The sequence below is a fragment of the Nocardia sp. NPDC050799 genome, from assembly GCF_040654015.1.
In the GTDB taxonomy this organism is placed as follows: Bacteria; Actinomycetota; Actinomycetes; order Mycobacteriales; family Mycobacteriaceae; genus Nocardia.
In genome coordinates, this window is record NZ_JBFAHF010000013.1 from 93,950 (window position 1) to 115,062 (window position 21,113).

The window sequence follows — 21,113 nt, forward strand, 5'->3', positions numbered from 1 at the left end:
GTACCGGAGCGGGCCGTTACCGATGCCAGGCCGGCACCGCGCCGGCGACACTGCTGATCCGCGCCTGGTACCGCTCCACGAACGGCAGCACCTGCTGCGCGATCACCTTGTTGTATTCGGCGGGACACTGCCGCGGATTCGCGTGGCCGGTGCCCCGCGGTTTCACGACGAGCAGATTCCCGTTCACGCCCCCAACCTTGTCGATCAGGACCTGCTGGGTGCGCGCGACATCCACCACCCGGTCCCGGCTCCCATCGTGCGGGCGGATGAAAACGATGGCCGGCCGTGGTTTGCCGTGCGCCGGCTCGGACACCGCCCGCAGATCGTCGGTCGCGCCACCGGCCACGATCGCCAGGAACTGGGCCTCGATCAAGCCGTTGCTGGCGGCGTCGGCATTGAATATCTTGTCGTGCAACACCTGTCCCACCGTTCTCCGGAAATCCGCGAACCGGATACCTGGGACACCGCTGTGGTCGAGGAAACCCTCCCGGCGCGCATAGGTTTCCACTGCGGTGCGCAATCCCCGGCTCTCCCGGGCACCGGGGAGCCAGCCCATCCAGCGCACCATGTCCTCACCCAGGCCGCGACTCTCCGGACGGACCGCGTCGAGGTCCAGCGGTGTGCAGTCCAGCAGCACACCCACCAATCGGCGGTCGCTGCCGATATGGATGTGCTCGGCGACCTCGAGTGCGATCACCCCGCCCATGCTGTGCCCGGTGAGCACGATATCGCGCACTCCCGCCATGGTCGCGGCCCGGATGATCAGGTCGGCGATCACCTCGGTGTCGATACCTCGATTGTCGTAGCGGATCGCCCAGACCGCGCCCATCTCGCGCAGCGCCGGCAACGCCGCGGCCGTATCGCCGGCATTGAGATTGCCCAGACCCACCAGGTCCACGACGGCGGTATCGCGCTTACCGGGGTCCGCGGGTTCGGCGATCGGTAACAGCGCGGGCTCGGTCAGCGCGAGGCGTACGCGCTCCGGCTCGACATCGTGCTCCCAGTACTGCGCGAACGCGACCCCGACGATCATCAGCAGTGCGGCTACCCGAAACAACGCCAGTCTGGTGCGGCGTAACGTCTTCCCTCCGTGGCCCGGACGCGTCTCGCGCAATCCGGCCCGGCGACGTTCGTCACTCCAGTCCGCGACGGTGGACGGATGCCATTCGTCCAACGGCGACATCTCTCCACTGTATGTGCACCCGCGCCGGTACTCCGGGTAGCGCGGCGGTGAGAATCACCGCAGCGGCGCGGTATCAGTCCTTGCGGACCCCGTCGACCAGCAGCCGCCGGATCGCCTTGTTCAACGCGGCGATGGCCGCCTCGTCCGGATCGCGCAGCCCGTGTGCCACCCCGGCGAGCAGCATCCCCGTCACCGCCCGGGCGGTGTTGATCGTGTCGAGGTCCGCGCGCAGATAACCCAGTTCGACGCCGTGCTCCAGATATCCGGCGGTCAGCGTGTCGGCGGTGTCGAGCAGCCCGTAGAGACGCCTGGTGAGTTCGTCGTCGATACCGGTCGCGTGGAACAGCAACAGCCGGGCCACGCGCCGATCCTCGAGGAGGATGCGGCTGAGCGCGACACCGATCCGGTCGACCTGCTCCCGATATTGGTCCAGGGAGGTCGCGGCATCGGGTGCGTTGTCGGTCCCCAGCGCATCGATGATCCGGGCCGCCAGATCGTCGATCACATGGTCGATGATGTCGCGCTTGTTGCTGAAGTAGCGGTAGAAGGTGCCGTGGCCGATGCCCAGCTGGGTCGCGATATCGGCGATCCCGGTCGCGTGATAGCCCTTCTCGGCGAAACAGACGAAGGCGGTATCGATGATCTCCTGGCGCAGCTCGGCCTTACGGCGTTCGGCCCGCGTCGATGGCTTCGTCACGCCACCGATGATACTGTCATCACAATCGGAATGATGTGTCATTCTGTGATGAATCGTTCAGCGGAACAGCAGGAGGTTCGGCGTGGCACCTCGATACGACGCGGTCGTGGTCGGTGCGGGATTCGGCGGCATGGGGGCGGGTATCCAGCTCGACCGCCTCGGTCTGCACGACTACGTGATCCTCGAACGCGAATCCGATCTCGGGGGCACCTGGCACGTCAACCGCTATCCCGGCCTGGCCGTCGATATCGCCTCGGTGACCTACTCCTATTCCTTCGAACCGAACCCGAACTGGTCGCGCCTGTTCGCACCGGGCGCGGAGCTGAAGAAGTACGCCGAGCACGTCGCCGACAAGTACGGCCTACGCGAGCGGATGCGTTTCGGCACCTCCGTCGACAGCGCCCGCTGGGACGCCGAGCACCAGTACTGGGTGGTCACCGTCGCCGGCGGCGAAACACTGACCGCGCGCTATCTGCTCACCGCGACCGGTTTCCTCTCCCAGCCCTACACCCCACCGTTCCCCGGTATCGGTACCTTTACCGGCAAGATCATCCACACCACGGCCTGGGACGATACCTACGACCTCACCGACCGCCGGGTCGCGATCGTCGGCACCGGCGCCACCAGCGTGCAACTCGTCCCCGAGGTCGCGGCCCGGGCCCGCGAACTCACCGTGTTCCAGCGCACCCCGATCTGGGTGGTGCCCAAGGTCGATATGCCGATCCCGCCCGCGGTGCAGCGCCTGTTCGCCCGGGTCCCGCTCACCCAGAAGGCCGCGCGGCTGGCCAACACCACCGCGCTGGAAGCGCTCATGGTGATCGGTGTCCTGCACTACAAGCAGGCCAAACCCCTGAACAAGGCGGCGGCCCTGCTGGCCAAGGCGCACCTGCGCGCTCAGGTCCGCGACAAGCGGACGCGGGAGCAGCTCACCCCCGACTACGATTTCGGCTGTAAACGCCCGACCTTCTCCAACCGCTACTTCGCGACCTTCAACGAACCACACGTCCGGTTGGAGACCGGCGGTATCGAACGGATCGAACCCGACGGGATCGTCACCGCCGCGGGGACGAAGACCGAGATCGACACCCTGGTGCTGGCCACCGGATTCAACCTCTGGGATGTGAACTTCCCGGCGATCGAGATCATCGGCCGCGGCGGAGTGAACCTCGGTAAATTCTGGCGGGACAACCGGTTCCAGGCCTACGAGGGCATCACCGTGCCGAATTTCCCGAATTTCCTCAGCCTCAACAGCCCCTACTCCTACAGCGGCCTGTCCTACTTCACCACCATCGAGGCACAGATGAAACATATGGCCAGGCTCTTCGGGGAACTGGCCCGCCGCGGTGAGACCACCTTCGAGGTCAGTGCCCGCGCCAACACCGAATTCCTCGACCGGGTCACCGGCAAGCTCGGCTCCTCGGTGTTCTACGGTGGCGACTGCGCCACTGCCCGCAGCTACTACTTCAACCAGCACGGCGAGGCGGCGCTGCTCCGCCCGACCAGCACGGTCAACGCGCATCGCGAGGCGGTGCGGTTCCCACTCGGGGACTATCTGTACGGCCGGGCCGGCTGATCCGACTACCCCACCGCGTCCCGTCGGCCGCGCCCCGGATCACGGCAGGGGAAACCGGCGACCGGGCGGTTCGATCATCTGCCTCGTGCACCTTCAGCGCACCGGCCCGTGGCCACCGCGTTGCCGGCATCCTGTGGACCACCCGATCGGACCGCGCGCGCCGTCCGCCGAACTCGGCAGGGCATCCAGGCATCGGAGGCCGAAAGCAAGATCCCGAGTCCTGTGATCGGTCCAGCCGTACCGGCCGATGATTATGAATTCGCGCAGTTTTCTCGGCCCTTCGGACACGATCATCCGCTTCACCCGCTAGCGTCGTATCGTTGCTCGTCGGGCCGAACTCCGGGCGCGGCCACAAGCCATCGCAGACAGTTCGTTTCGAGCGATAACCCGCCGTTCGCGGGCCGTCGCCGCGGTTCACCTGTGACAGCGACCGATGTCGTTCGCTGCCCCACCGCGCACCCTCCACGGCGACGGCCGTCGCGGCATCACGAATGCCGGGCCGGGCGCCGGTCGATTCCAGCTGTCCGAAAGAAGAACGTGTCCAGAGTTTCCACCCGCATCCTGGTCCTGCTGTTGACCCTCGTCTCGGTCGGGATTCTCGGCGGTGGCGCCAGCGCCGAACCGCTGTACCCGCAACCGGATCCGGACCCCTTCTACACCGCACCCCCCGAACTCGCCGAACTGCAGCCCGGCGAGGTGGTACGCACCCGCAAGATCGATACCGGTATGTACGTGGGCACCGAAGGCTGGCAGGTAGCCTTCCGGTCCACCAACTCCCTCGGCAACCCGATCATGGGTGTGACCACGGTGCTGCTGCCCGCCGGCGTGAAGAATCCGCCACTGGTCTCCTATCAAGCGCTGATCAATTCGCTGGGCACCCGATGCAATCCGTCGCGGTCGCTGTTCAACGGTGAACTACAGGACGCCGTCGGCGCGATGCTGCCGATCGGGCGCGGCTGGGCCATCTCGGTGCCCGATTACCTCGGACCGAATGTCGCCTATGCCGCCGGGCGGCTCAGCGGAATGGTCACCCTCGACAGCGTCCGCGCCGTCCAGCGGGCCGCCGAACTCGGCCTCGCGGACTCCCCCGTCGCCCTGGCCGGTTACTCCGGGGGCGGTCTGGCCACCGGATGGGCCGCGGCACTGCAACCCTCCTACGCACCCGAGCTGAAGATCGCCGGCATCGCCGCGGGCGGTATCCCGGCCGATCTGGAGCAGATGGCGCTGGGCCTCGGTTTCGCCCCGCATCCGGGTTTCGGCCTGGCCTTCGCCGCGGCAATGGGTCTGGAACGGGAGTACCCGGACCGGCTGCCGATCTCGGAGCAGCTCAACGAGAACGGGCTGTGGTTCCGGGAGTTCACCCATGACGCCTGCCGGCGGTTCCTGCTGTTCCACGGCGCTTTCCGCAGTGCGGAGCAGATGGCCGCGTCGAAGAGTCTGATGGACAGCCCCGAAGCGCACCAGGTCCTGCGGGAGAACAGCCTGCGCTACTTCGACGGGGTGCCGACCACGCCGACCTATCTGTGGCACGGCCGCTACGACGAGCTCACCCCGTACGACGGGGTCGCCGAGTTCGCCGACCGCTACTGCCGCGCGGGCGCGCCGGTGAAACTGACCACCTACGACATCGCCGAACATATGACCGCCGCCGCCGCGGGGTTCGCCGACGCCTGGAATTTCGTGGAGGCCAGGTTCCGCGGTGAACCACTGGCCAAGGGCTGCTGATCAGCGGCCACGCCGGTGATCAGCGGCCACGCCGGTGATCAGCGGCCACGCCGGTGATATGCGGCCACGCCGGTGATATGCGGCCACGCCGGTGATATGCGGCCCGTCCGGTGCACTTCACCGGACGGGCCGCACCGGTGTCCGGGGCGCCGGCGGTGGGGATACCGCCGGTTCAGCCGTCGGTTTCGCGTTCCACCAGCCGCGGATGATCGGGGTGGCCGGCGATCGAGTACCGCGTCGCGAGCCGGCGTAATCCGGCCAGATCCATCCGATCGGCCATCACCTCGGTGTCGAGATCGAGAATGAAGTGCCCGGGCCGCACGAACCGCGCCGAACGGCCGAGATCGCCGTCGGGGTGCACGACGGTAACGACCCCCGATACCGCGGTGATCCGGCCGTCCTGGTCGTATTCGATCTGCACGCGCACGGGTCCCCCTCAGACGGGTATCGGCTCGGACCAGGCTATGTAGAAGTAGTAGTAGACCGGTTCTCCCGCGCCGTCGTTGTGTATTTCGAAATGGGTTTCGTCGTGACCGCCGCGATAATGCGTGATGTTGCGGACCGCGATCTCGGCGCCGCCGTCGCAATAGGCGGTGAAGAGGTAGAGCCGGTTCTCCCGGCCCCAATCGCCGCCGGCCGTCCACCAGTGGTCGGTTTCCCCCGGTGCCAGCGGACCACCGAAATTACAGAATGAACCGAGCCAGTTCAGTGGCACAACCTGGACCATCAGGCCTCCCTGGAAAGATCGGCGAAAATGCCGTCACATCACCCGGGCGGAACTTCGAGGTCGAACCGGTTCGTGGCCATTATCACCCACCCGGGCGGCGGCTGTCACGGGTGGAAAACGCGGCTCATCGATCGGGGCGGTGCTCCGCGGCGTGCTCCCGAAGCGACCGCATCGCCACCTCCACCGCGTGCCGGGCATTGCGGCTGCCGTGCAGGGCGACGCCTTGTTCTCCGGGTTGCAAGGGTTCGAGGGCGGCGAGTTGGGAATCCAGCAGTGCGGCCGGCATGAAATGTCCGGTCCGGCCCGTTATCCGTGCCAGTAGTTCCGCACGGTCGGCGGTCAGAAGCAGGAAGTAGGTACCGGGCGCCCCTGCCCTCAGTAGGTCGCGATAGTGGCGTTTGAGCGCCGAACAGGCCATTACGCCGCCGGTCCCCTCGGCGGCGCGTGCCCGCAGCCACTCGCCGACCCCGGCGAGCCACGGCTCCCGGTCGCTGTCGTCGAGCGGGAGCCCGGACGCCATCTTGTCGATATTGGCCCGGGGGTGCAGATCGTCCGCGTCGGCGAAGGGCACCCCGAGTCGCAGGGCCAGCAGCCGGGCCGTGGTGGTCTTTCCGGTCCCCGAAACCCCCATCACCACGACGCACGGGGCGCGGGAAACGGGGTGTTGCGTCGATTCCACGACCGTCATCGATTCCTGTCGATCCCGGGCGGTCCGAGCGAGCCCGCCGGGTACTCCGCCAGCGGGACGAGGTCGCGCGCCCACCCGGACAGTACCGGTTCCAGCACCCGCCATGCCTCTTCCGCCTCGTCGGCGCGAAGGGACAGCGCGGGATCACCCCGCAGGACGTTCCGCAGGAGTATGCCGTAGGCGGGCAGTTCCGGTGGCTCGATCCGCGCGGTGAGGGTGAGCGGTGCGAGAGTGTCGACGCTGGTCCCGACCGCGTTCAACGCGAGGGTGAGGCTTTCGGGGTCCAGGCCGAAGCGCAGGACATTGGGCGCCGTCGTGCCGTCGTGGCCGAACGGCATGGCGGGTACGGGACGAAAATGGACGGCCACTTCCTTGCGGTCCTGCGCGAGCGCCTTCCCGCTGCGCAACACGAACGAGGTACCCGACCATCGCCAGTTGTCGATGGCCAATTCGATCTCGGCGAAGGTTTCGATCCGCCGCTGCGGCTCCACCCCGGCTTCGTCGACATAGGACGGCACCGCCCGCTGCCCGACGGTCCCCGCGCAGTATCGTCCCCGCCTGGTGCGCACCGGGATATCGGCATCGGCAAGGGGACGCACCGACCGCAGCACATCGACCTTCCGATCGCGCAGGTCACGTTCGGAGAGACTGATCGGGGGTTCCATCGCCACCAGGCACAGCAACTGCAGGAGATGGTTTTGCACCATATCCTTGAGCGCGCCCACCCCGTCGTAGTATCCGGCACGATCCTCGAGGGTCAGTGTTTCGTCCCAGACGATCTCGACCTTCGCGATATGCGCGCTGTTCCAGATCGACTCCAGGACGCGGTTGGACAGCCGGCTTCCCAGCAGGTTCTGCACCGTGGTCATCGCCAGGAAGTGATCCACCCGGAAGATCGCCTGCTCGGGCAGCAGATCCGCGAGTAACCGGTTCAGTTCCCGCGCGCTCGCCAGATCCTCGCCGAAGGGTTTCTCCAGCACGATCCGGCTACCGGCGGGCAGCTTCGCGGTGTGCAGGGTCTGGATGGCGGCCGGGAACAGGGCCGGTGCCAGGGCCAGATACACGGCGACCGGTGCATCGCCGTGCACCGCCTGCGCGACATCGACGGCATTGCGGATATCGGCGCGGCGGTGGCGGGCCGCGGCGACGATCGCCTGCCGCGCCTCCGGCGGGGTCTCGCCGGCGTGCCGATCGAGCTGGTCGCGGGCCCAGTCACCGAATCGCCGGGCGTCCCACTCCTTCCGATCGACACAGACCAGATCGAAATCGTCGTCGATACCGCCGGCCACGCGCAGCGCGGCCAGCGCCGGCAACAGGTAGCGGCCGGCCAGGTCGCCGGTGCCGCCGAAGATCACCAGCCGGTCGATCACCGGGCCACCTCCGCGCGACTCCGGTCACCACGAACAGCGGGGGTACCGTCCCGCCGCGAGTGCTTCGGCCGGGCCGGGCATCGCCGGTGAATCATCGAGACCTGCATCCTTTTGCCTTCCCGCGTGCTCGGATGATCGGTACGGCTTGCCGACGGATAGCGGTGTCAACGTAACAGGAGGTCCAGGGGCCGTATGGGATCACGGCCGGGAGGCGGGACGCATGCGGCCCCGACGCCCCGCCGACGGTCCCTACCCATGAGCACCCGGCCGGCGGTCCGGGTCAGTCCAGGCAGAACTCGTTCCCTTCGGGGTCGGCCATCACGATGAAGCCGGTCTCCAACGGAGGAGCGGGCTCGTGGCGACGGATCCGGGTTCCGCCCAGCGCCACGAGCCGATCGCATTCGGCCTCGAGCGCGGCCATCCGTTCCTCTCCCTGCAGCTCCGGCGCCACCCGGACATCGAGATGGACGCGGTTCTTGGCGACCTTGTCCTCGGGAACCTCTTGGAAGAACAATCGTGGACCGTTACCGTCCGGGTCCTCGAGCGCCGACCTCGAATTGCGCTGCTGCTCCGGGATGCCGAGCCCGGCGAGAAAGTCGTCCCACGCGGCGAGCGGATCGGCTCCCGCCGGTAGCTCGACTCCCGGCGGACCGGGATGGATATAGCCCAGGGTCTCGCGCCAGAAGGACGACAGCGCCCGCGGGTCTTGGGCATCGAAAGTGATCTGGATACCGCGGCTCATCGAACTGCTCCGTCCGCAGAGATATGAGTGTGCATCATGGGGCCAGTCTGGCAGGGCGGGCGGACAGAATCGGTCCGCAATACCGTGCGGGCCGGGCGCGGGACGTGACAGATTCTTCCGGTCCGGGCCCGGCCGGAACGGCGTGCCTCTGCCGGGGCTACCGCACCCACACCTTGGGTTCGGTCTCGAGCGCGCCGCCGCATCCGGTCGGTGCGGCGCGAACACCCGCCGAGTTTTCGACCCATCGGTCGCGCACCCTGAATTCGTTGGCGCGAAACAAGTTCCGTGTTTCCTGCCGGATTCGATGCGCGTATTGCGGTTACGCCCGGCGCACCCGATGAGGACAGAACGGCCGGGCAATGGTTCAATTCCCGGCGTACGGCCCGGAGTGCAGGAGGAAATCGAATGGCAATGCGTTACTCGAAAAGAGAACAGACCAAACTCGTCAACCGAGTGAAAAAACTCCTCGCCCAGGGTAAATCGCTCAATGCGGCGTGCACACAGGTCTCCGAACGTGAAGGTGGGCTTCCCGCCACGAACACACTCGCCAATTGGGTCCGCGCCGCGGGACTTTCCGAAAGCGCCGCCACCGCACCGGTCGCGGACACGCCGGCGCCCGCGAAACCCCGGCGCCGCACCCGCGGTGCCGGCAAGGTGACCGTGAAACCGGTCGCCGCCGCCGAGACCGAGGCGGCGCAAGCTACCACGGAACCGGCGGAGAACACGGCCGAGGCCGTGGTGGCCGAGCCCACCGAGGCGGCATCGGAAACCGCCGGACCGGCACCGGAAATCACCGCCGAAACCACTGAGCCGGCACCGGAGACCACCGCAGAGCCCACGGCCGAACTGGTCCGGGTACGTCCCGCGGGAACCGCCGTGGACTCCGTGCACGAACTCGACGACCTGCTCGACGAGAACCACCGGTTACGCACCGCGTTGAACGAGGCCAACCGGGAGATCCGCGCCATGCGCGACCTTCTCGTCGTGTACGCGAGCCGGTAGACCGGCAGTCCGCTCGCCGGTCGACCGGCCGCGCTTCCCCACCGTGGCAATCCGTGGTGCCCGGCCCGGCGGGACGAGCAAGGTATGGACTCGTTCCTGCTCGTTCCCGCCAATGTACTGCGGCCCTGCGAGGCCGGCGATCATTTCGCCGGCGGGGCCGACGCCGTCCGGGCCACGGGCTTCGACGTGGTCCTCGTGGACCACGACGCGCCGAGCCGACCGGACGGCAGGGACAGCGCGTTGCGGAAGATCCGCGCGCACGGCCCGACCGGATATCACGGGGGAGCCGGGTGGAGGTCGGGTCAGCGACCGGCCGGGCACGATCGCACCGCATCCTTTCCTCGCTGCGCTGTGAGACGAGTGAGGCGAGCACGGCAGGATCGTCACGGGTGCATACGCGCACCCTTCACGACTTTGTCGACGAGCTTGCGGTCCGCGCGCAGCGCCAGACCGACCAGGTCGAGGTCGTTTCGGCCCACGGCCCCGACCGCGGCGCGGTTGTCGTGATCATTGCCGGTGGCGAAGAGATCGGCGGTGAAGATCGAGAGGGCGAGCCCGCGGTCGAGTGCCCGCGTATGTGCGGTGCACAAGGTTTCCTTGGTACCGGCGAACACCAGGACCGGCTGACCGAACATCGGCAGGTACCCGGTGCCGTCCGCGTCGGCGTACGGCGCACCGATGAGGTCCGGATTCGCGGCGGCGATCCCGCTGACGAGAAACGCCGAGACATTGAGGCGTTGCCAGCCGGCGAGATCCTCGCGCAGCAGTACGGCGATCTTGGTTTCGAATCGGACGGGCGAGGTGTCTGTCTCCACTCCGCCGATCCTGCCGATCGCCCACACCGCTGGTCTTGTACGTTCTTGATGTGGTGCACCTACCGGAGATCACCGCGTGGCGCCCGCGGATCGCGGGCATCCACGAAGTCTTCCACGCCCGCTTCACCGACCACGCCTATCCCCCGCACACCCACGACGCGTGGACCCTGCTCATCGTCGACTCCGGCGCGATCAGCTACGAGTTGAACGGCCGGGAACACGGCTCGGTCGAGCAATGGGTGACGCTGCTGCCGCCGCATGTGCCACACGACGGCCGGGCGGCCGGGACCGCGGGGTTCCGCAAACGCGTGCTCTACATCGAGGACACCCGGCTCTCGGGTATCGGCCCGGCGGTCGACACTCCGAGCACCCGGGACCCGATCCTGCGCGATCGGATCCACCGGCTGCACCAGACGCTGCGGTATCCCGGTGACGAGCTGGAAGCCGAGACCCGCCTGACCTTCGTACTCGAACGCCTGCAGAGCCGGCTGCGCCGCCGGCATCCGGCCCCGCCGCCGCCCCGCGACCCCGCCCTGGCCCGTGACCTGCGCGCGCTCCTCGACGAACACTCGGTCGCCGGGATCACCCTGGCGCAGGCCGGCCATATTCTCTACGCGGACCCGGCACATCTGGCTCGCGTTTTCTCCCGCGAGTTCAGTATCGCACCGCATCGGTATCTGATCGGCCGCCGGATCGATCTGGCCCGTCGGCTGTTGCTCGCGGGCCGGCGACCGGCCGAGGTGGCGGTCGCGGCCGGATTCCACGACCAATCCCATCTGAACCGGCATTTCAAGCGAATGATCGGCACGACGCCGAAACAGTTCGCCTTCTCGCGTCCGGCCGGAACGCCCCACCATTGACCCCGATGTGGTGCGCGGAAGCGCGATCGGCCGGCCCACCTCCCGATCACACGACCTCGCGCGCACACTCCGCACAGCGGCCACGGCCCCTATCCCCTGCCACTTCCTCCGGTGTTCCGGGGCGGGCGCGCGTCCCGCTCACCGGCCCGGCGGGCCTGCATACTGGACGTCATGTCGTGGTCCCGGCTCGTCGAAGCGGTACTCGACCTGCACGTGACGACGACCGCGGCGACCTTCGTCTTCGTCTCCGTCACGGCGGCGTGCCTGGCGGCGCTGGTGGTCCGCCGGCACCGTCGCTGGATGCGCACCGGGGTCGCCGTCGTGGTGGCGGCGGCCGGGCTGTCGGTGGTACTCGCCGCGGTGCTCATCGAGAAGGTCTGGCGGCCCTTTCCCGATCCCCTGCCCCGGTCGGTCTACGTCTGGTCGGCGCTGGCGGTGCTGGCGGTGGCACTGGCCGTCGGCCGCGGGTTCGTCCGGCGCCGGGACCGGTCGCGGCCGCTGGTCGCGGCCGGGCTCGTCGCGGCGGCCGTCGCGGTCGTGCTCTGTGCCGCCGGCGGGATCAACGCGGGATTCGACGCGTATCCGACGGTGCGGACCGCGCTCGGCATGACCGACTACCGGACCGTGCCGTTCGATACCGCGCTGGCACCGCAATCGGTGCCCGGCGGATCTCCGTCACCGGCGAACTGGGCCCCCTCCGCCGATATGCCGGAGACCGGCGCGGTGACCCGGGCCGCCGTTCCTGGTGCCGTGTCCCGGTTCCCCGCCCGTGACGCGCGGATCTATCTGCCCCCGGCGTACTTCACCGAGCCTCGGCCCTTCCTGCCGGTGCTGGTCCTGCTGGCCGGGCAACCGGGCAGCACCGAGGACTGGCTCGTCGGCGGCCGGCTCACCCACATCATGGACGCCTATGCCGCCGAACACCGGGGGCTGGCGCCGGTGGTCGTGCTCGCCGACGGCACCGGCGGCCGGTTGGCCAACCCACTGTGTGCCGACTCGCGGCTCGGTAACGCCGCGACCTACCTGGCCGTGGACGTACCGAATTGGGTACGCACCCATCTGCAGGTGAACCCGGATCCGCGCGGCTGGGCGGTGGGCGGGCTGTCCTACGGCGGCACCTGCGCGCTACAACTCGCCACCACCCGCCCCGAGGTCTATCCCACCTTCCTCGATCTCTCCGGACAGGCCGAACCGACACTCGGGGACCACACGACCACGATCCGGGAGGCCTTCGGCGGCGACGCCGACGCCTTCGCCCGGAACAACCCCGCCGATCTGCTGACCCGCTATCGCTACCCCGACTCGGCCGGCGCGTTCGTCGTGGGTCTCGGCGACACCCAATACCGCGCCGCGATCGAGCGGCTGGCCGACGCCGCGCGCGCCGCCGGAATGGAAGTCCACCTCACCGAACTGCCCGGCGGGCACAGTTTCGCCGTGTGGTCCGCCGGTCTGGAGAAGGAGCTGCCGTGGCTCGGCCACCGTCTCGGTCTGGACGCGTCGTGACGACCCGCGTCGTAACGGGGCTCTCCCGCGCACCTGTATCCCTCGGGTTGCTGGCGGTGATCTGGGTTCTCGCGGTGATCACCGGGGCGTGGGCGAAGGGCCCGTCGCACGAGCTGGCCGCGCACGTCTCGCTCGGCCTCCCGAGCCTCGACGAAGGCTACTTCTGGACCCTGTGGACCTCAGGACTGTTCGCCTCCGGGACGGGCGGCTATCTGCTGGCGACGGTGCTCGTCCTTGCTGTCGCGGTGCCGGTGGAACAGCGCATCGGCAGCCGGCGTTTCGCGATCGCGGTATTCGCCGCCCAGGGCGCGGGCGCCGCGCTGGCGCTCGCCGCGGCGCGGCTCGCGTCGGCGGTGCCGAACTTCTGGGGTCTGGAACTGCACGGCCATCTGACGGCGGACCCGCTGCCCTGGGTCTTCGGGGCGCTGCTCGCCGCCAGCGCGGCGATGCACACTCTGTGGCGCCGGCGTATCCGCGCGCTGCTGCTGGTGATCCTGGTGACCACGGCCCTGTTCGCCGGGCATCTGCCGGATATGACGCGATTGTGTGTCGCGCTGGCGGGTCTGCTCATCGGACCGCTGTTGTTCGGACGCTCCGCACGCAGCCCGGTGCTCGGCGGAACGATCCGGGAGCGCCGCACCCTCGTCGCTCTCGTCGTCGCGGCCAGTGTCCTGGGCCCGGTCTTCGCCGCGTTCTCCCCGCATGCCATCGGCCCCCTGTCGTCCCTGCGGGAACTGTTCGATCAGGTGCCTTACAGTGCGCGCGAACTCCTCGACATCTGTGCCGATCCGGCCCTGCACGACGAGTGCCGAAAAGGGCAGCAGGCACTGCGCCTGTCCGGTATCGGACCGCTGACCATGAACATCTTGCCGACGATGCTGCTGCTCGTCGGGGCCGAGGGACTGCGTCGCGGCCGGCGAGCGGCCTGGCTGCTCTCGGTCGGCGGGCATATCGTGCTCCTCGGCCTCGCCGGCGTCAGTGTGATCGTGCGGACCATCGAGCAGGACGAGGCGCGCTGGGTGCTCTACGGCCTCCATCGGCACAGCACGGTGTACCGCGATTTCGCTCCGCTGCTCGCCCTGATCGCGGTCCTCGTGCTGTTACTGGCCACCCGGTGGCTCTTCGATGTGCGCGCCGCGCGCGGGACGTATCGCCGGGTCTGGCTGGGTACACTCGCCGCGGCCGGGGCCGCGCTCGCCGTCTATGCGGTGGCCGGGACACTGCTCGCCGGCGGTTTCGACCGCGACCCCGGGATCGGCACTCTGCTGCGCGATGCCCCGTTGCGGCTGCTGCCGCCGGTGTACCTCCAGCTCTTCGAACCACCGGTCCTGCCGCTGACCCCGGCGGCGACCCTGCTGTTCGAGTGGATCGGCGTGCTCGTCTGGGTGACGTTGTGTCTGTTGATGCTGCGCAGTTTCCGCACCCCGCCGGCCGGATACGACCTCGGCAGTGTCCGCCGGGTGCGGGAGCTGCTGCACGACCCGGGCGGGGGCTCTCTGTCGTGGATGAGCACCTGGGCCGGCAACAGCTACTGGTTCAGCGCGGACGGCCGGCACGCGGTGGCCTATCGGGTGCATTCCGGTGTCGCGTTGACCACGACGGACCCGATCGGTGAGCGATGTGGTCTGGCCGAGGCGGCCGACGAGTTCGCGACCTGGTGTCTCGGCAACGGGTGGACTCCGTGCTTCTACTCCGTCGGTCCCGATACCGCGGCCCTCGCCCGGGAACACGGCTGGAGTTGCCTGCAGGTCGCCGAGGAGACGATCGTCGACCTGGCAGATCTCGCGTTCAAGGGCAAGAAGTTCCAGGATGTGCGGACTGCCCTGAATCGAGCGGGCAAGGAGGGGATCGAGGCGCGGTGGACAACAGTCGCCGAGGCGCCGCTGGCGGTCACCGAGCAGATCGTCGAGATCTCCGAGGAATGGGTTGCGGACAAGGGCCTGCCCGAGATGGGTTTCACCCTCGGGGGTCTGGCCGAACTGCAAGATCCCGAGGTCCGGCTGCTGCTGGCCGTGGACCGCGACGACCACGTCCACGCCGTCACCTCCTGGATGCCGGTGTACCGGGACGGCGCCCTCGTCGGCCTCACCCTGGATTTCATGCGGCGCCGCGCCGACGGATTCCGTGTGGCGATGGAGTTCCTCATCGCCTCGGCCGCCTTGTCCGCCCAAGAGCAGGGACTCGAGTTCCTCGGTCTGTCCGGGGCACCGCTGGCCGGCGCCGACAGCACCGAACCCGACCTCGACCGCAGTGCACTCGACAGTTTGCTCGATCTGCTGGGCCGCACCCTGGAACCGGTCTACGGCTTCCGGTCGCTGCTCGCCTTCAAGGAGAAGTTCCAGCCGCGGCACCGGCCCGTGTACATGGTGTTCCCCGATGCCGCGGCACTGCCGACCATCGGGATCGCCGTCGGCCGGGCGTACCTACCGCATCTGTCGCTGGAGGAGAGCGGGCAGTTGCTGACCCATCTGCTCCGCCGCTGAACCACCGCAGTGGTCCGGGGAAGGGACCCCGGCTGTCAGCGGCGCAGGGAGGTCTCGCGATCCAGGCGCGCGAGCTTGACCGGGTTCCGGACCGCGTACAGCCCGGTGATCAGCCCCTCATCGATACGTATCGCCACGACGGTGTCGGCCTTACCGTCGAGTTCGACGATCAGCGCCGGATGACCGTTGATCCGGGCCGGACGCAGCACCGCGGCACCCGCGATCCGGCCCAGGACCTCGGCGACCGGTCCGGAGCCCACCATCGGCGCCGTCGCCGCCCGCACGACGCCGCCCCCGTCGGTCAGCAGTACTACGTCGGGGGCGAGGATATCGAGCAGGTTCCGCAGGTCACCCGTATCGACCGCCCGCTGGAAGGCCGTGAGGGCGCTGCGGGTCTCGGCCGCCGAGACCGCACCGCGGGGACGCCGCGCCGCGATATGGGCGCGGGCACGGTAGGCGATCTGGCGGACCGCCGCCGGGGTCTTGTCGACGGCCTCGGCGATCTCCGCGTGGTCCAGTCCGAACACCTCGTGCAGTACGAACACCGCGCGTTCCACGGGGGCGAGTGTCTCCAGCACCAGCAGCATCGCCATCGATACGCTGTCGGCCAGTTCGACGTCCTCGGCCACATCGGGTGCGGTCAGCAGCGGCTCGGGTAGCCACGGGCCGACATAGGACTCCCGACGCCGGCCGAGCGCACGCAGGCGGTCCAGCGCCTGCCGCGTGGTGATTCGCACCAGGTAGGCACGGTGATCCCGGACCGCGCCGAGGTCGACGCCCGCCCATCGCAGCCAAGTTTCCTGGAGCACGTCCTCGGCGTCGGCGGCCGAGCCGAGCATTTCGTAGGCGACGGTGAACAGCAGGTTGCGGTGGGCTACGAAGAGTTCGGTGGCGGGGTCGGGCCCGCCGACGGCCGGATCGTCGCCGGGCGTGGTCTGCGCTGAACCGTCCATGGGTGGCGCCTGCTTCCTCTCGACAGTGTCACCATCAGACGCCGCGCACAGCGCTGCCGTAACACCGGGACGCAGTGGTTCACGCCACACCCCCGGGCCGGGACGGCACGACCTCCAGAACCAATCTCCCTGTGGTGGCACCCGATTCGATGCGCCGGTGTGCCTCGACCGCCCGGTCCAAACCCAGTGTGGCCACCCGAGCAGTCAGTTCGCCGCGGTCACCGCGTTGACCGCCCGCCGCAGCGCGGCGCCGGTTTCCACGGGGTGCGCGGCGGCGAAGGCGGCCGGGTTGAAACCGGAGACCGTCTTGTTGGTGAACCACAGCCTGTTGGCGGAACAGACCCATATCGGCGGCGCCGGACGCGTTGCCCATCACCACCACCCGGCTCATCGGCGCGAACGGGTCCAGGCTCGCCCGGCGCGTGGGGCCGCCGACCATATCGAACTCGCCCGCGGCGTCCCGGCGCAACCCGGGTGTCCGGTGCCGGCCCGTATCGGGCAGCCCCGCCGCCGCGGGGGTCGGCCGTTCGCCGCGGCTGCGTAGGAACCCACGGAGTTCCGTGTGCCGCCGATCACGGACGGCCGCGCGTTGCGGCCGGTCAGCGGTGCTCACTTCGCCACGATAGATGGGCCGGGAGCGGGGGCGGCGACACTGTCCCAGGCGTGCATCGCATGGTCCACCACCTGCTGGGCATCCGCCCGCGAACAGCCGTCGCGGGTGCGGATCGCCAGACCGTGCAGGACGGTCAGATAGAACGAGGCCACGGCTTCGATATCGGCACCGGCGAGTAGGTCGCCGTCGGTGCGCCCGCGCTCGAGCCGGGCGAGCAGTTCGGCACGGTCCCGGGCCCGTAGTTCCGCCAGCAAGTCCCGAACGTGGGTGTTGTCCGGGGTGACATTGGTCGCCGCGAGTACCACCATGCAGCCCAGCGGCGTCGCCGGGTCGAGGTTGGCATCCACCTTCTGCCGCAACATCGCCTCTACCGCTTCCCGTGCGGTGCGCATCCGGTCCATAGGGCGCGGGGCCGCGCTCCCGTAGAGCGCGACGGCCTCGCGGAACAGCTCCTCTTTGGAGCCGAAGGCGGTGTAGAGACTACGCGCGCCGATACCCATCGCGGCGGTGAGATCGCTGATCGAGACGCCCTCGTACCCGTGTTCCCAGAACAGGTACATGGCGGCGCGCAGCGCGGCGTCCCGATCGAAGCCACGCGGGCGGCCAGGACCCGGCATCACACCTCCCACTCTGCGCTGTTGACATGCCCATGCTATCCACGGTACCTATTTGTGCAACGATCACTGCATAAATATCGGGAGCTGAAATGGGTCTAGAAGGAAAAGTGGCATTGGTGACGGGGGGGAGCCGGGGTATCGGCGCCGCGATCGCGCAGCGACTGGCCGCCGACGGCGCGGATATCGTGCTCACCTACAACACCGCGGCCGGACCCGCCGACAAGGTGGTCGCACGGATTCGCGATACCGGCCGGCGCGCGCTGGCCGTGCCCACGCCCGCTACGGACCCGGCGGCGGTCCCGGCCGCGGTGGATCGGGCCGTGGCCGAGTTCGGCAGGCTCGACATCGTAGTCAACAACGCGGGAATTTTCCCCTACGGCACTATCGACGAGCTGACCATGGAACAGTTCGACGAAACCATGAACCTGCACGTCCGCGCCGCGTTCGCGGCCGCGCGCGCGGCGAGCCCGCATCTCGGTGCGGGCGGCCGCATCATCAGTATCGGAAGCAACCTCGCTGAACGGGCCACCCGCCCGGGCCTGAGCCTGTACTCGATGAGCAAGGCCGCGCTGATCGGTTTCACCAAAGGACTCGCCCGCGATCTGGGCCCGCGCGGTATCACGGTCAATGTGGTGCAGCCGGGTTCGACCGATACCGAGATGAATCCCGCCGACAGTGCGCCTGCCGACGCCCAGCGGGCGGCCACCGCGCTCGGCCGGTACGCGGCGGCCACCGAGATCGCCGCCGCCGTCGCCTATCTGGCCGGCGAGGGGGGTGCCTTCGTCACCGGCAGCACCCTCACGGTCGACGGCGGCGCCAACGCCTAGAGTTCACAGCCCCGCCTCCGCCTGCTCCTCGATCCGGCTCAGCGCCTGATAGATCTCGCTCTCCAGCGCGAGCAGTTCGATACCGCCCTTGCGGCGCGGCCGCGGCACCTCGATGGAGAACTCCCGGTACACCCGGCCCGGCCGCGGCGACAACAGGATCACGCGGTCGGCCAGGTACACCGCCTCCCCCACATCGTGGGTGACGAAGACGACCGTCCGGCGGCGGCTCTCCCACAGCGCCAGCAGATCCCGTTGCAGCTGGATCCGGGTCAGATGGTCGACGGCGCCGAACGGTTCGTCCATGAGCAGGACCGCGGGTTCGGTCGCCAGCGTCCGGGCGATCCCGGCCCGCTGCCGCATACCACCGGACAGTTGGTGCGGATACTTCCGTTCGAAACCGGCCAACCCGACCTGGGCCAGGTATTCCGCGGCGGCCGCGCGGCGCTCGGCGCGCGGCACCCCGCGGAACTCCAGGCCGAGTTCGACATTGCGGGCCACGGTGCGCCACGGATACAGCGAGGCATCCTGGAACACCACGCCGATCCGGCTGTTCGTACCGGCGACCGGCTCGCCCTCGAAGAGCACCTCGCCCTCGGTCGTGTCCTGGAGCCCCGACAGGATGTCGAGCAGTGTGCTCTTGCCGCAGCCGCTGGGACCCAGGAGGACGACGAATTCACCTTCGCCGATGGTCAGGTCGATTCCGTCGAGCGCCCGGACCGGCGGGTCGGTGGGAAATTCTTTGCCCACACCACGTACTTCGAAGGTTGCCACGGACATACCTCGCTGATCGTGTCGTGCTGTCGCGGGTCAGCGCGCCGGCCGGGGGTAGGTGAAATCCTGCACGTACTCCTGCGGGATGAACTGCGTGTCGATGTACTTGTCGGCGTCGTAGCGCACGTCCTGCAGACCCATTTCGATTTCGATGTCCTGGGTGTCGCGGATGGCCACCGGATCGACGGCCGGGTTGTTGTCCCAGATATCGTCTTCCTGCCGCAGGGCGAGTTCCACCGCCTTCGGATCGATGGTGCCGAGCTTGGATTTCAGCCACGGCAGGTACTCGTCGTAGTGCTCTTTCGCGTAGGTGTAGGCCTTGAAGTAGGCGCGCAGGCTGCGGCGCAGCAGGTCCGGATCGTTGTCGATCACATCGTTTCCGGCGATCAGCACGCCGGTGTGGTAAGTCGGCAGGTAGTCCCAGCCGCGGGCCAGTGTCACCGATTTGCCCTGGAGTTCGCCCAGCGCGGGGAACGGCTGGTGGATGATGGTCGCGTCCACCTGACCGCTGGTGAGAGTGCCGTAGGCCTGCTCGTTCACGCCGTTGGCGATAAAGCTCACCTCGTCGGGGTCGACACCGTTGGCGGTGAGGATCTTGCGCGTGTAGGTCTCCATACTGCTACCGGCCGTGGCGATCCCGATGGTCTTGCCGCGCAGATCGGCGAAGGATTTGATCTCGGGGCGCGCGATGAGGAAGAACGGCCCCTTGCTCCGGAACGCCGAACTGATGATCTTGATCGGTGCGCCTTTCTCCGCCGCCCGCAGATAGTTGCTGGTCGGGCCGAAGGCGTAGGTCAGCTCTCCGGTCGCGACACCGGTCACCGCGTCCTGGACCTGGGTGAATTGCACGTCGAGGTTCTCGGCGTCGAAGAAACCCTTCTCCACACCGAAGCGGATCGGCAACTGCGTATAGGAGGTGCTGTCCTGCAGGGTCAGCACGCTGCGGCCGTCGGCTGCGGCACCGCCCTCACCCGCGAGGGATTCGACGGTGCCGGAGCAGCCGGTCGCCGCCAGGACCAGCGCCACCGCGCCGGCGAGAACGGCCAGAGATCTCTTCTTGAACACAGTTGTTCCTTCGATATGGGAGTCGGCGATGCCGGAGGTCAGGCGTACTTCCAGCGGAGAAGGACTTTCTTCTCCAGCAGATTCACGCCCGCGATGATGAGAACCGAGAAGACCGTGATGGACAGGACCAGCGCGAACAGGGTCGCGGTGTCGTAGACGCCGATAGCGCGGTTGAGCATATTGCCCAGTCCCGCCTTGGAGGCGATGATCTCCGCGAACAGGGCCGCCACCAGCGCGGTGCCCGCCTCGATCCGCAAGGCGGCGACGATACTGGGCGACGCGGACGGCAGGATCACCTTGACGATCGTCTGCCACCGGGAGGCCCCGTTCGCCCGGGCGACTTTGAGATGGCTCTCCTGGACCTGTTTGATCCCGGCGATCGTGTTGAACACGAACAGGAAGTAGCCGAAGAGGAAGACGATCACGATCTTGTGGTTGACGCCCACCCCCAGGTAAAGGGTGAGCAGCGGGATGATGGTGACCTTCGGTACGGCCATGGCCCCGCCCACGAACGGATTGAGGAACCGCTCGGCGGTACGCGACAGACCCATATAGATTCCGGTCGCGACACCGAATACGAACGCCAGGGCCGTCCCCACGACAGCCTCGTACAGGGTGATCAGCAGATTGCCGAAGAGGTGCTCCTCGGTGATGAGCCGCGGGAACACGCCGAGCACCTGGGTCGGTGAGGCCAGGTAGATCGATTCCACCCGCCCCGAATCCACCAGCCACTGCAGGATCGCCAGCACCACGGCGACCACCGCGAGCTGGCCGGCGACGATGGCGAGATTCTTCGGGGACACCGCCGCACGCAGCCGCCGGCCCGCGGACTGCTTCCGGGGTCGCACTGCGGCCGGGCGTATGACTACTGCCTCGGCTTGGTCGAGAGCCACCGTCAT

The 21,113-nt window shown here is 68.4% G+C and carries 21 protein-coding genes; 7 read left to right on the plus strand and 14 right to left on the minus strand.

What is annotated here, in order from left to right:
• Window positions 1-16: 16 nt before the first annotated feature.
• Both AB0H42_RS15775 and AB0H42_RS15780 read right to left on the minus strand, forming a co-directional pair.
• Window positions 17-1,183 (minus strand): alpha/beta hydrolase, encoded by a 1,167-nt coding sequence (locus tag AB0H42_RS15775; protein WP_357055818.1) that lies wholly within the window; start codon window positions 1,181-1,183, stop codon window positions 17-19.
• A 73-nt stretch (window positions 1,184-1,256) separates the two neighbouring features.
• Entirely contained in the window at window positions 1,257-1,922 is a 666-nt protein-coding gene (locus tag AB0H42_RS15780) for a TetR/AcrR family transcriptional regulator (RefSeq protein WP_357055821.1), read from the minus strand.
• A gap of 40 nt (window positions 1,923-1,962) precedes the next feature.
• On the opposite strand from AB0H42_RS15780, the gene AB0H42_RS15785 reads away from it, so the two are divergent.
• Both AB0H42_RS15785 and AB0H42_RS15790 read left to right on the plus strand, forming a co-directional pair.
• Window positions 1,963-3,453, plus strand: a complete 1,491-nt coding sequence (locus AB0H42_RS15785; protein WP_357055824.1) for an NAD(P)/FAD-dependent oxidoreductase — start codon at window positions 1,963-1,965, stop codon at window positions 3,451-3,453.
• Between the two features lie 570 nt (window positions 3,454-4,023).
• Entirely contained in the window at window positions 4,024-5,178 is a 1,155-nt protein-coding gene (locus AB0H42_RS15790; protein ID WP_357056034.1) for a lipase family protein, read from the plus strand.
• A 172-nt stretch (window positions 5,179-5,350) separates the two neighbouring features.
• On the opposite strand, the gene AB0H42_RS15795 is transcribed toward AB0H42_RS15790, so the two are convergent.
• The 5 genes from AB0H42_RS15795 to AB0H42_RS15815 all read right to left on the minus strand — a co-directional run bounded on the left by AB0H42_RS15795 (window position 5,351) and on the right by AB0H42_RS15815 (window position 8,705).
• On the minus strand, window positions 5,351-5,605 hold the full coding sequence (locus tag AB0H42_RS15795) for a hypothetical protein (RefSeq protein WP_357055827.1): 255 nt from the start codon (window positions 5,603-5,605) through the stop codon (window positions 5,351-5,353).
• A 9-nt stretch (window positions 5,606-5,614) separates the two neighbouring features.
• Window positions 5,615-5,905: a hypothetical protein gene (locus AB0H42_RS15800; protein ID WP_030519812.1), complete on the minus strand. Its 291-nt coding sequence runs from the start codon at window positions 5,903-5,905 to the stop codon at window positions 5,615-5,617.
• Window positions 5,906-6,029: 124 nt separating this feature from the next.
• Window positions 6,030-6,593, minus strand: coding sequence for a gluconokinase (locus AB0H42_RS15805; RefSeq protein ID WP_357055830.1), 564 nt, complete (start codon window positions 6,591-6,593; stop codon window positions 6,030-6,032).
• Window positions 6,590-7,963: a glucose-6-phosphate dehydrogenase gene (locus AB0H42_RS15810; protein WP_357055833.1), complete on the minus strand. Its 1,374-nt coding sequence runs from the start codon at window positions 7,961-7,963 to the stop codon at window positions 6,590-6,592. Before AB0H42_RS15810 ends, AB0H42_RS15805 begins: the two co-directional genes overlap by 4 nt.
• Window positions 7,964-8,243: 280 nt before the next feature.
• Window positions 8,244-8,705, minus strand: a complete 462-nt coding sequence (locus AB0H42_RS15815) for a VOC family protein (RefSeq protein ID WP_357055836.1) — start codon at window positions 8,703-8,705, stop codon at window positions 8,244-8,246.
• 405 nt (window positions 8,706-9,110) lie between these two features.
• Between AB0H42_RS15815 and AB0H42_RS15820 the strand changes: the two genes are divergently transcribed.
• On the plus strand, window positions 9,111-9,707 hold the full coding sequence (locus AB0H42_RS15820) for a hypothetical protein (RefSeq protein ID WP_357055839.1): 597 nt from the start codon (window positions 9,111-9,113) through the stop codon (window positions 9,705-9,707).
• A 383-nt stretch (window positions 9,708-10,090) separates the two neighbouring features.
• On the opposite strand, the gene AB0H42_RS15825 is transcribed toward AB0H42_RS15820, so the two are convergent.
• The gene (locus tag AB0H42_RS15825; RefSeq protein ID WP_357055842.1) at window positions 10,091-10,522 is read right to left on the minus strand and encodes a DUF2000 family protein; all 432 of its coding nucleotides are present in this window, start codon (window positions 10,520-10,522) and stop codon (window positions 10,091-10,093) included.
• Between the two features lie 50 nt (window positions 10,523-10,572).
• Between AB0H42_RS15825 and AB0H42_RS15830 the strand changes: the two genes are divergently transcribed.
• The 3 genes from AB0H42_RS15830 (at window position 10,573) to AB0H42_RS15840 (ending at window position 15,368) form a co-directional block, all read left to right on the plus strand.
• The gene (locus tag AB0H42_RS15830) at window positions 10,573-11,382 is read left to right on the plus strand and encodes an AraC family transcriptional regulator (RefSeq protein WP_357055844.1); all 810 of its coding nucleotides are present in this window, start codon (window positions 10,573-10,575) and stop codon (window positions 11,380-11,382) included.
• Window positions 11,383-11,553: 171 nt separating this feature from the next.
• On the plus strand, window positions 11,554-12,885 hold the full coding sequence (locus AB0H42_RS15835; RefSeq protein WP_357055847.1) for an alpha/beta hydrolase-fold protein: 1,332 nt from the start codon (window positions 11,554-11,556) through the stop codon (window positions 12,883-12,885).
• Complete coding sequence (locus tag AB0H42_RS15840; protein WP_357055850.1) at window positions 12,882-15,368, plus strand: DUF2156 domain-containing protein; 2,487 nt, start codon at window positions 12,882-12,884, stop codon at window positions 15,366-15,368. Before AB0H42_RS15835 ends, AB0H42_RS15840 begins: the two co-directional genes overlap by 4 nt.
• Window positions 15,369-15,403: 35 nt before the next feature.
• Here AB0H42_RS15840 and AB0H42_RS15845 read toward each other — a convergent pair whose 3' ends face one another.
• The 3 genes from AB0H42_RS15845 to AB0H42_RS15855 form a co-directional block, all read right to left on the minus strand.
• Window positions 15,404-16,321: an RNA polymerase sigma-70 factor gene (locus AB0H42_RS15845; RefSeq protein ID WP_357055853.1), complete on the minus strand. Its 918-nt coding sequence runs from the start codon at window positions 16,319-16,321 to the stop codon at window positions 15,404-15,406.
• Window positions 16,322-16,400: 79 nt separating this feature from the next.
• Window positions 16,401-16,934 carry a zinc-binding dehydrogenase gene (locus AB0H42_RS15850; protein ID WP_357055856.1) on the minus strand — a complete coding sequence of 178 codons (534 nt, stop codon included), beginning with the start codon at window positions 16,932-16,934 and terminating at the stop codon, window positions 16,401-16,403.
• The gene (locus tag AB0H42_RS15855; RefSeq protein WP_357055859.1) at window positions 16,931-17,551 is read right to left on the minus strand and encodes a TetR/AcrR family transcriptional regulator; all 621 of its coding nucleotides are present in this window, start codon (window positions 17,549-17,551) and stop codon (window positions 16,931-16,933) included. Before AB0H42_RS15855 ends, AB0H42_RS15850 begins: the two co-directional genes overlap by 4 nt.
• 116 nt (window positions 17,552-17,667) lie before the next feature.
• Between AB0H42_RS15855 and AB0H42_RS15860 the strand changes: the two genes are divergently transcribed.
• The gene (locus tag AB0H42_RS15860) at window positions 17,668-18,378 is read left to right on the plus strand and encodes an SDR family oxidoreductase (RefSeq protein ID WP_357055862.1); all 711 of its coding nucleotides are present in this window, start codon (window positions 17,668-17,670) and stop codon (window positions 18,376-18,378) included.
• Window positions 18,379-18,381: 3 nt separating this feature from the next.
• Here AB0H42_RS15860 and AB0H42_RS15865 read toward each other — a convergent pair whose 3' ends face one another.
• From AB0H42_RS15865 to AB0H42_RS15875, 3 genes are read right to left on the minus strand one after another with little or no spacing between them, the layout of a single operon-like run.
• Entirely contained in the window at window positions 18,382-19,149 is a 768-nt protein-coding gene (locus tag AB0H42_RS15865; RefSeq protein ID WP_357055865.1) for an ABC transporter ATP-binding protein, read from the minus strand.
• A gap of 36 nt (window positions 19,150-19,185) precedes the next feature.
• The gene (locus AB0H42_RS15870; protein WP_357055868.1) at window positions 19,186-20,214 is read right to left on the minus strand and encodes an ABC transporter substrate-binding protein; all 1,029 of its coding nucleotides are present in this window, start codon (window positions 20,212-20,214) and stop codon (window positions 19,186-19,188) included.
• Between the two features lie 38 nt (window positions 20,215-20,252).
• Window positions 20,253-21,107 (minus strand): ABC transporter permease, encoded by an 855-nt coding sequence (locus tag AB0H42_RS15875; RefSeq protein WP_357055871.1) that lies wholly within the window; start codon window positions 21,105-21,107, stop codon window positions 20,253-20,255.
• Window positions 21,108-21,113 lie beyond the last annotated feature (6 nt).

Bases quoted from the DNA above. Each gene is read 5' to 3' on its own strand.
- AB0H42_RS15780 (WP_357055821.1), bottom strand. From the start codon at position 1,922: ATGACACATCATTCCGATTGTGATGACAGTATCATCGGTGGCGTGACG.
- AB0H42_RS15805 (WP_357055830.1), bottom strand. From the start codon at position 6,593: ATGACGGTCGTGGAATCGACGCAACACCCCGTTTCCCGCGCCCCGTGC.
- AB0H42_RS15820 (WP_357055839.1), top strand. From the start codon at position 9,111: ATGGCAATGCGTTACTCGAAAAGAGAACAGACCAAACTCGTCAACCGA.
- AB0H42_RS15800 (WP_030519812.1), bottom strand. From the start codon at position 5,905: ATGGTCCAGGTTGTGCCACTGAACTGGCTCGGTTCATTCTGTAATTTC.
- AB0H42_RS15855 (WP_357055859.1), bottom strand. From the start codon at position 17,551: ATGCCGGGTCCTGGCCGCCCGCGTGGCTTCGATCGGGACGCCGCGCTG.
- AB0H42_RS15775 (WP_357055818.1), bottom strand. From the start codon at position 1,183: ATGTCGCCGTTGGACGAATGGCATCCGTCCACCGTCGCGGACTGGAGT.
- AB0H42_RS15845 (WP_357055853.1), bottom strand. From the start codon at position 16,321: ATGGACGGTTCAGCGCAGACCACGCCCGGCGACGATCCGGCCGTCGGC.
- AB0H42_RS15835 (WP_357055847.1), top strand. From the start codon at position 11,554: ATGTCGTGGTCCCGGCTCGTCGAAGCGGTACTCGACCTGCACGTGACG.
- AB0H42_RS15815 (WP_357055836.1), bottom strand. From the start codon at position 8,705: ATGAGCCGCGGTATCCAGATCACTTTCGATGCCCAAGACCCGCGGGCG.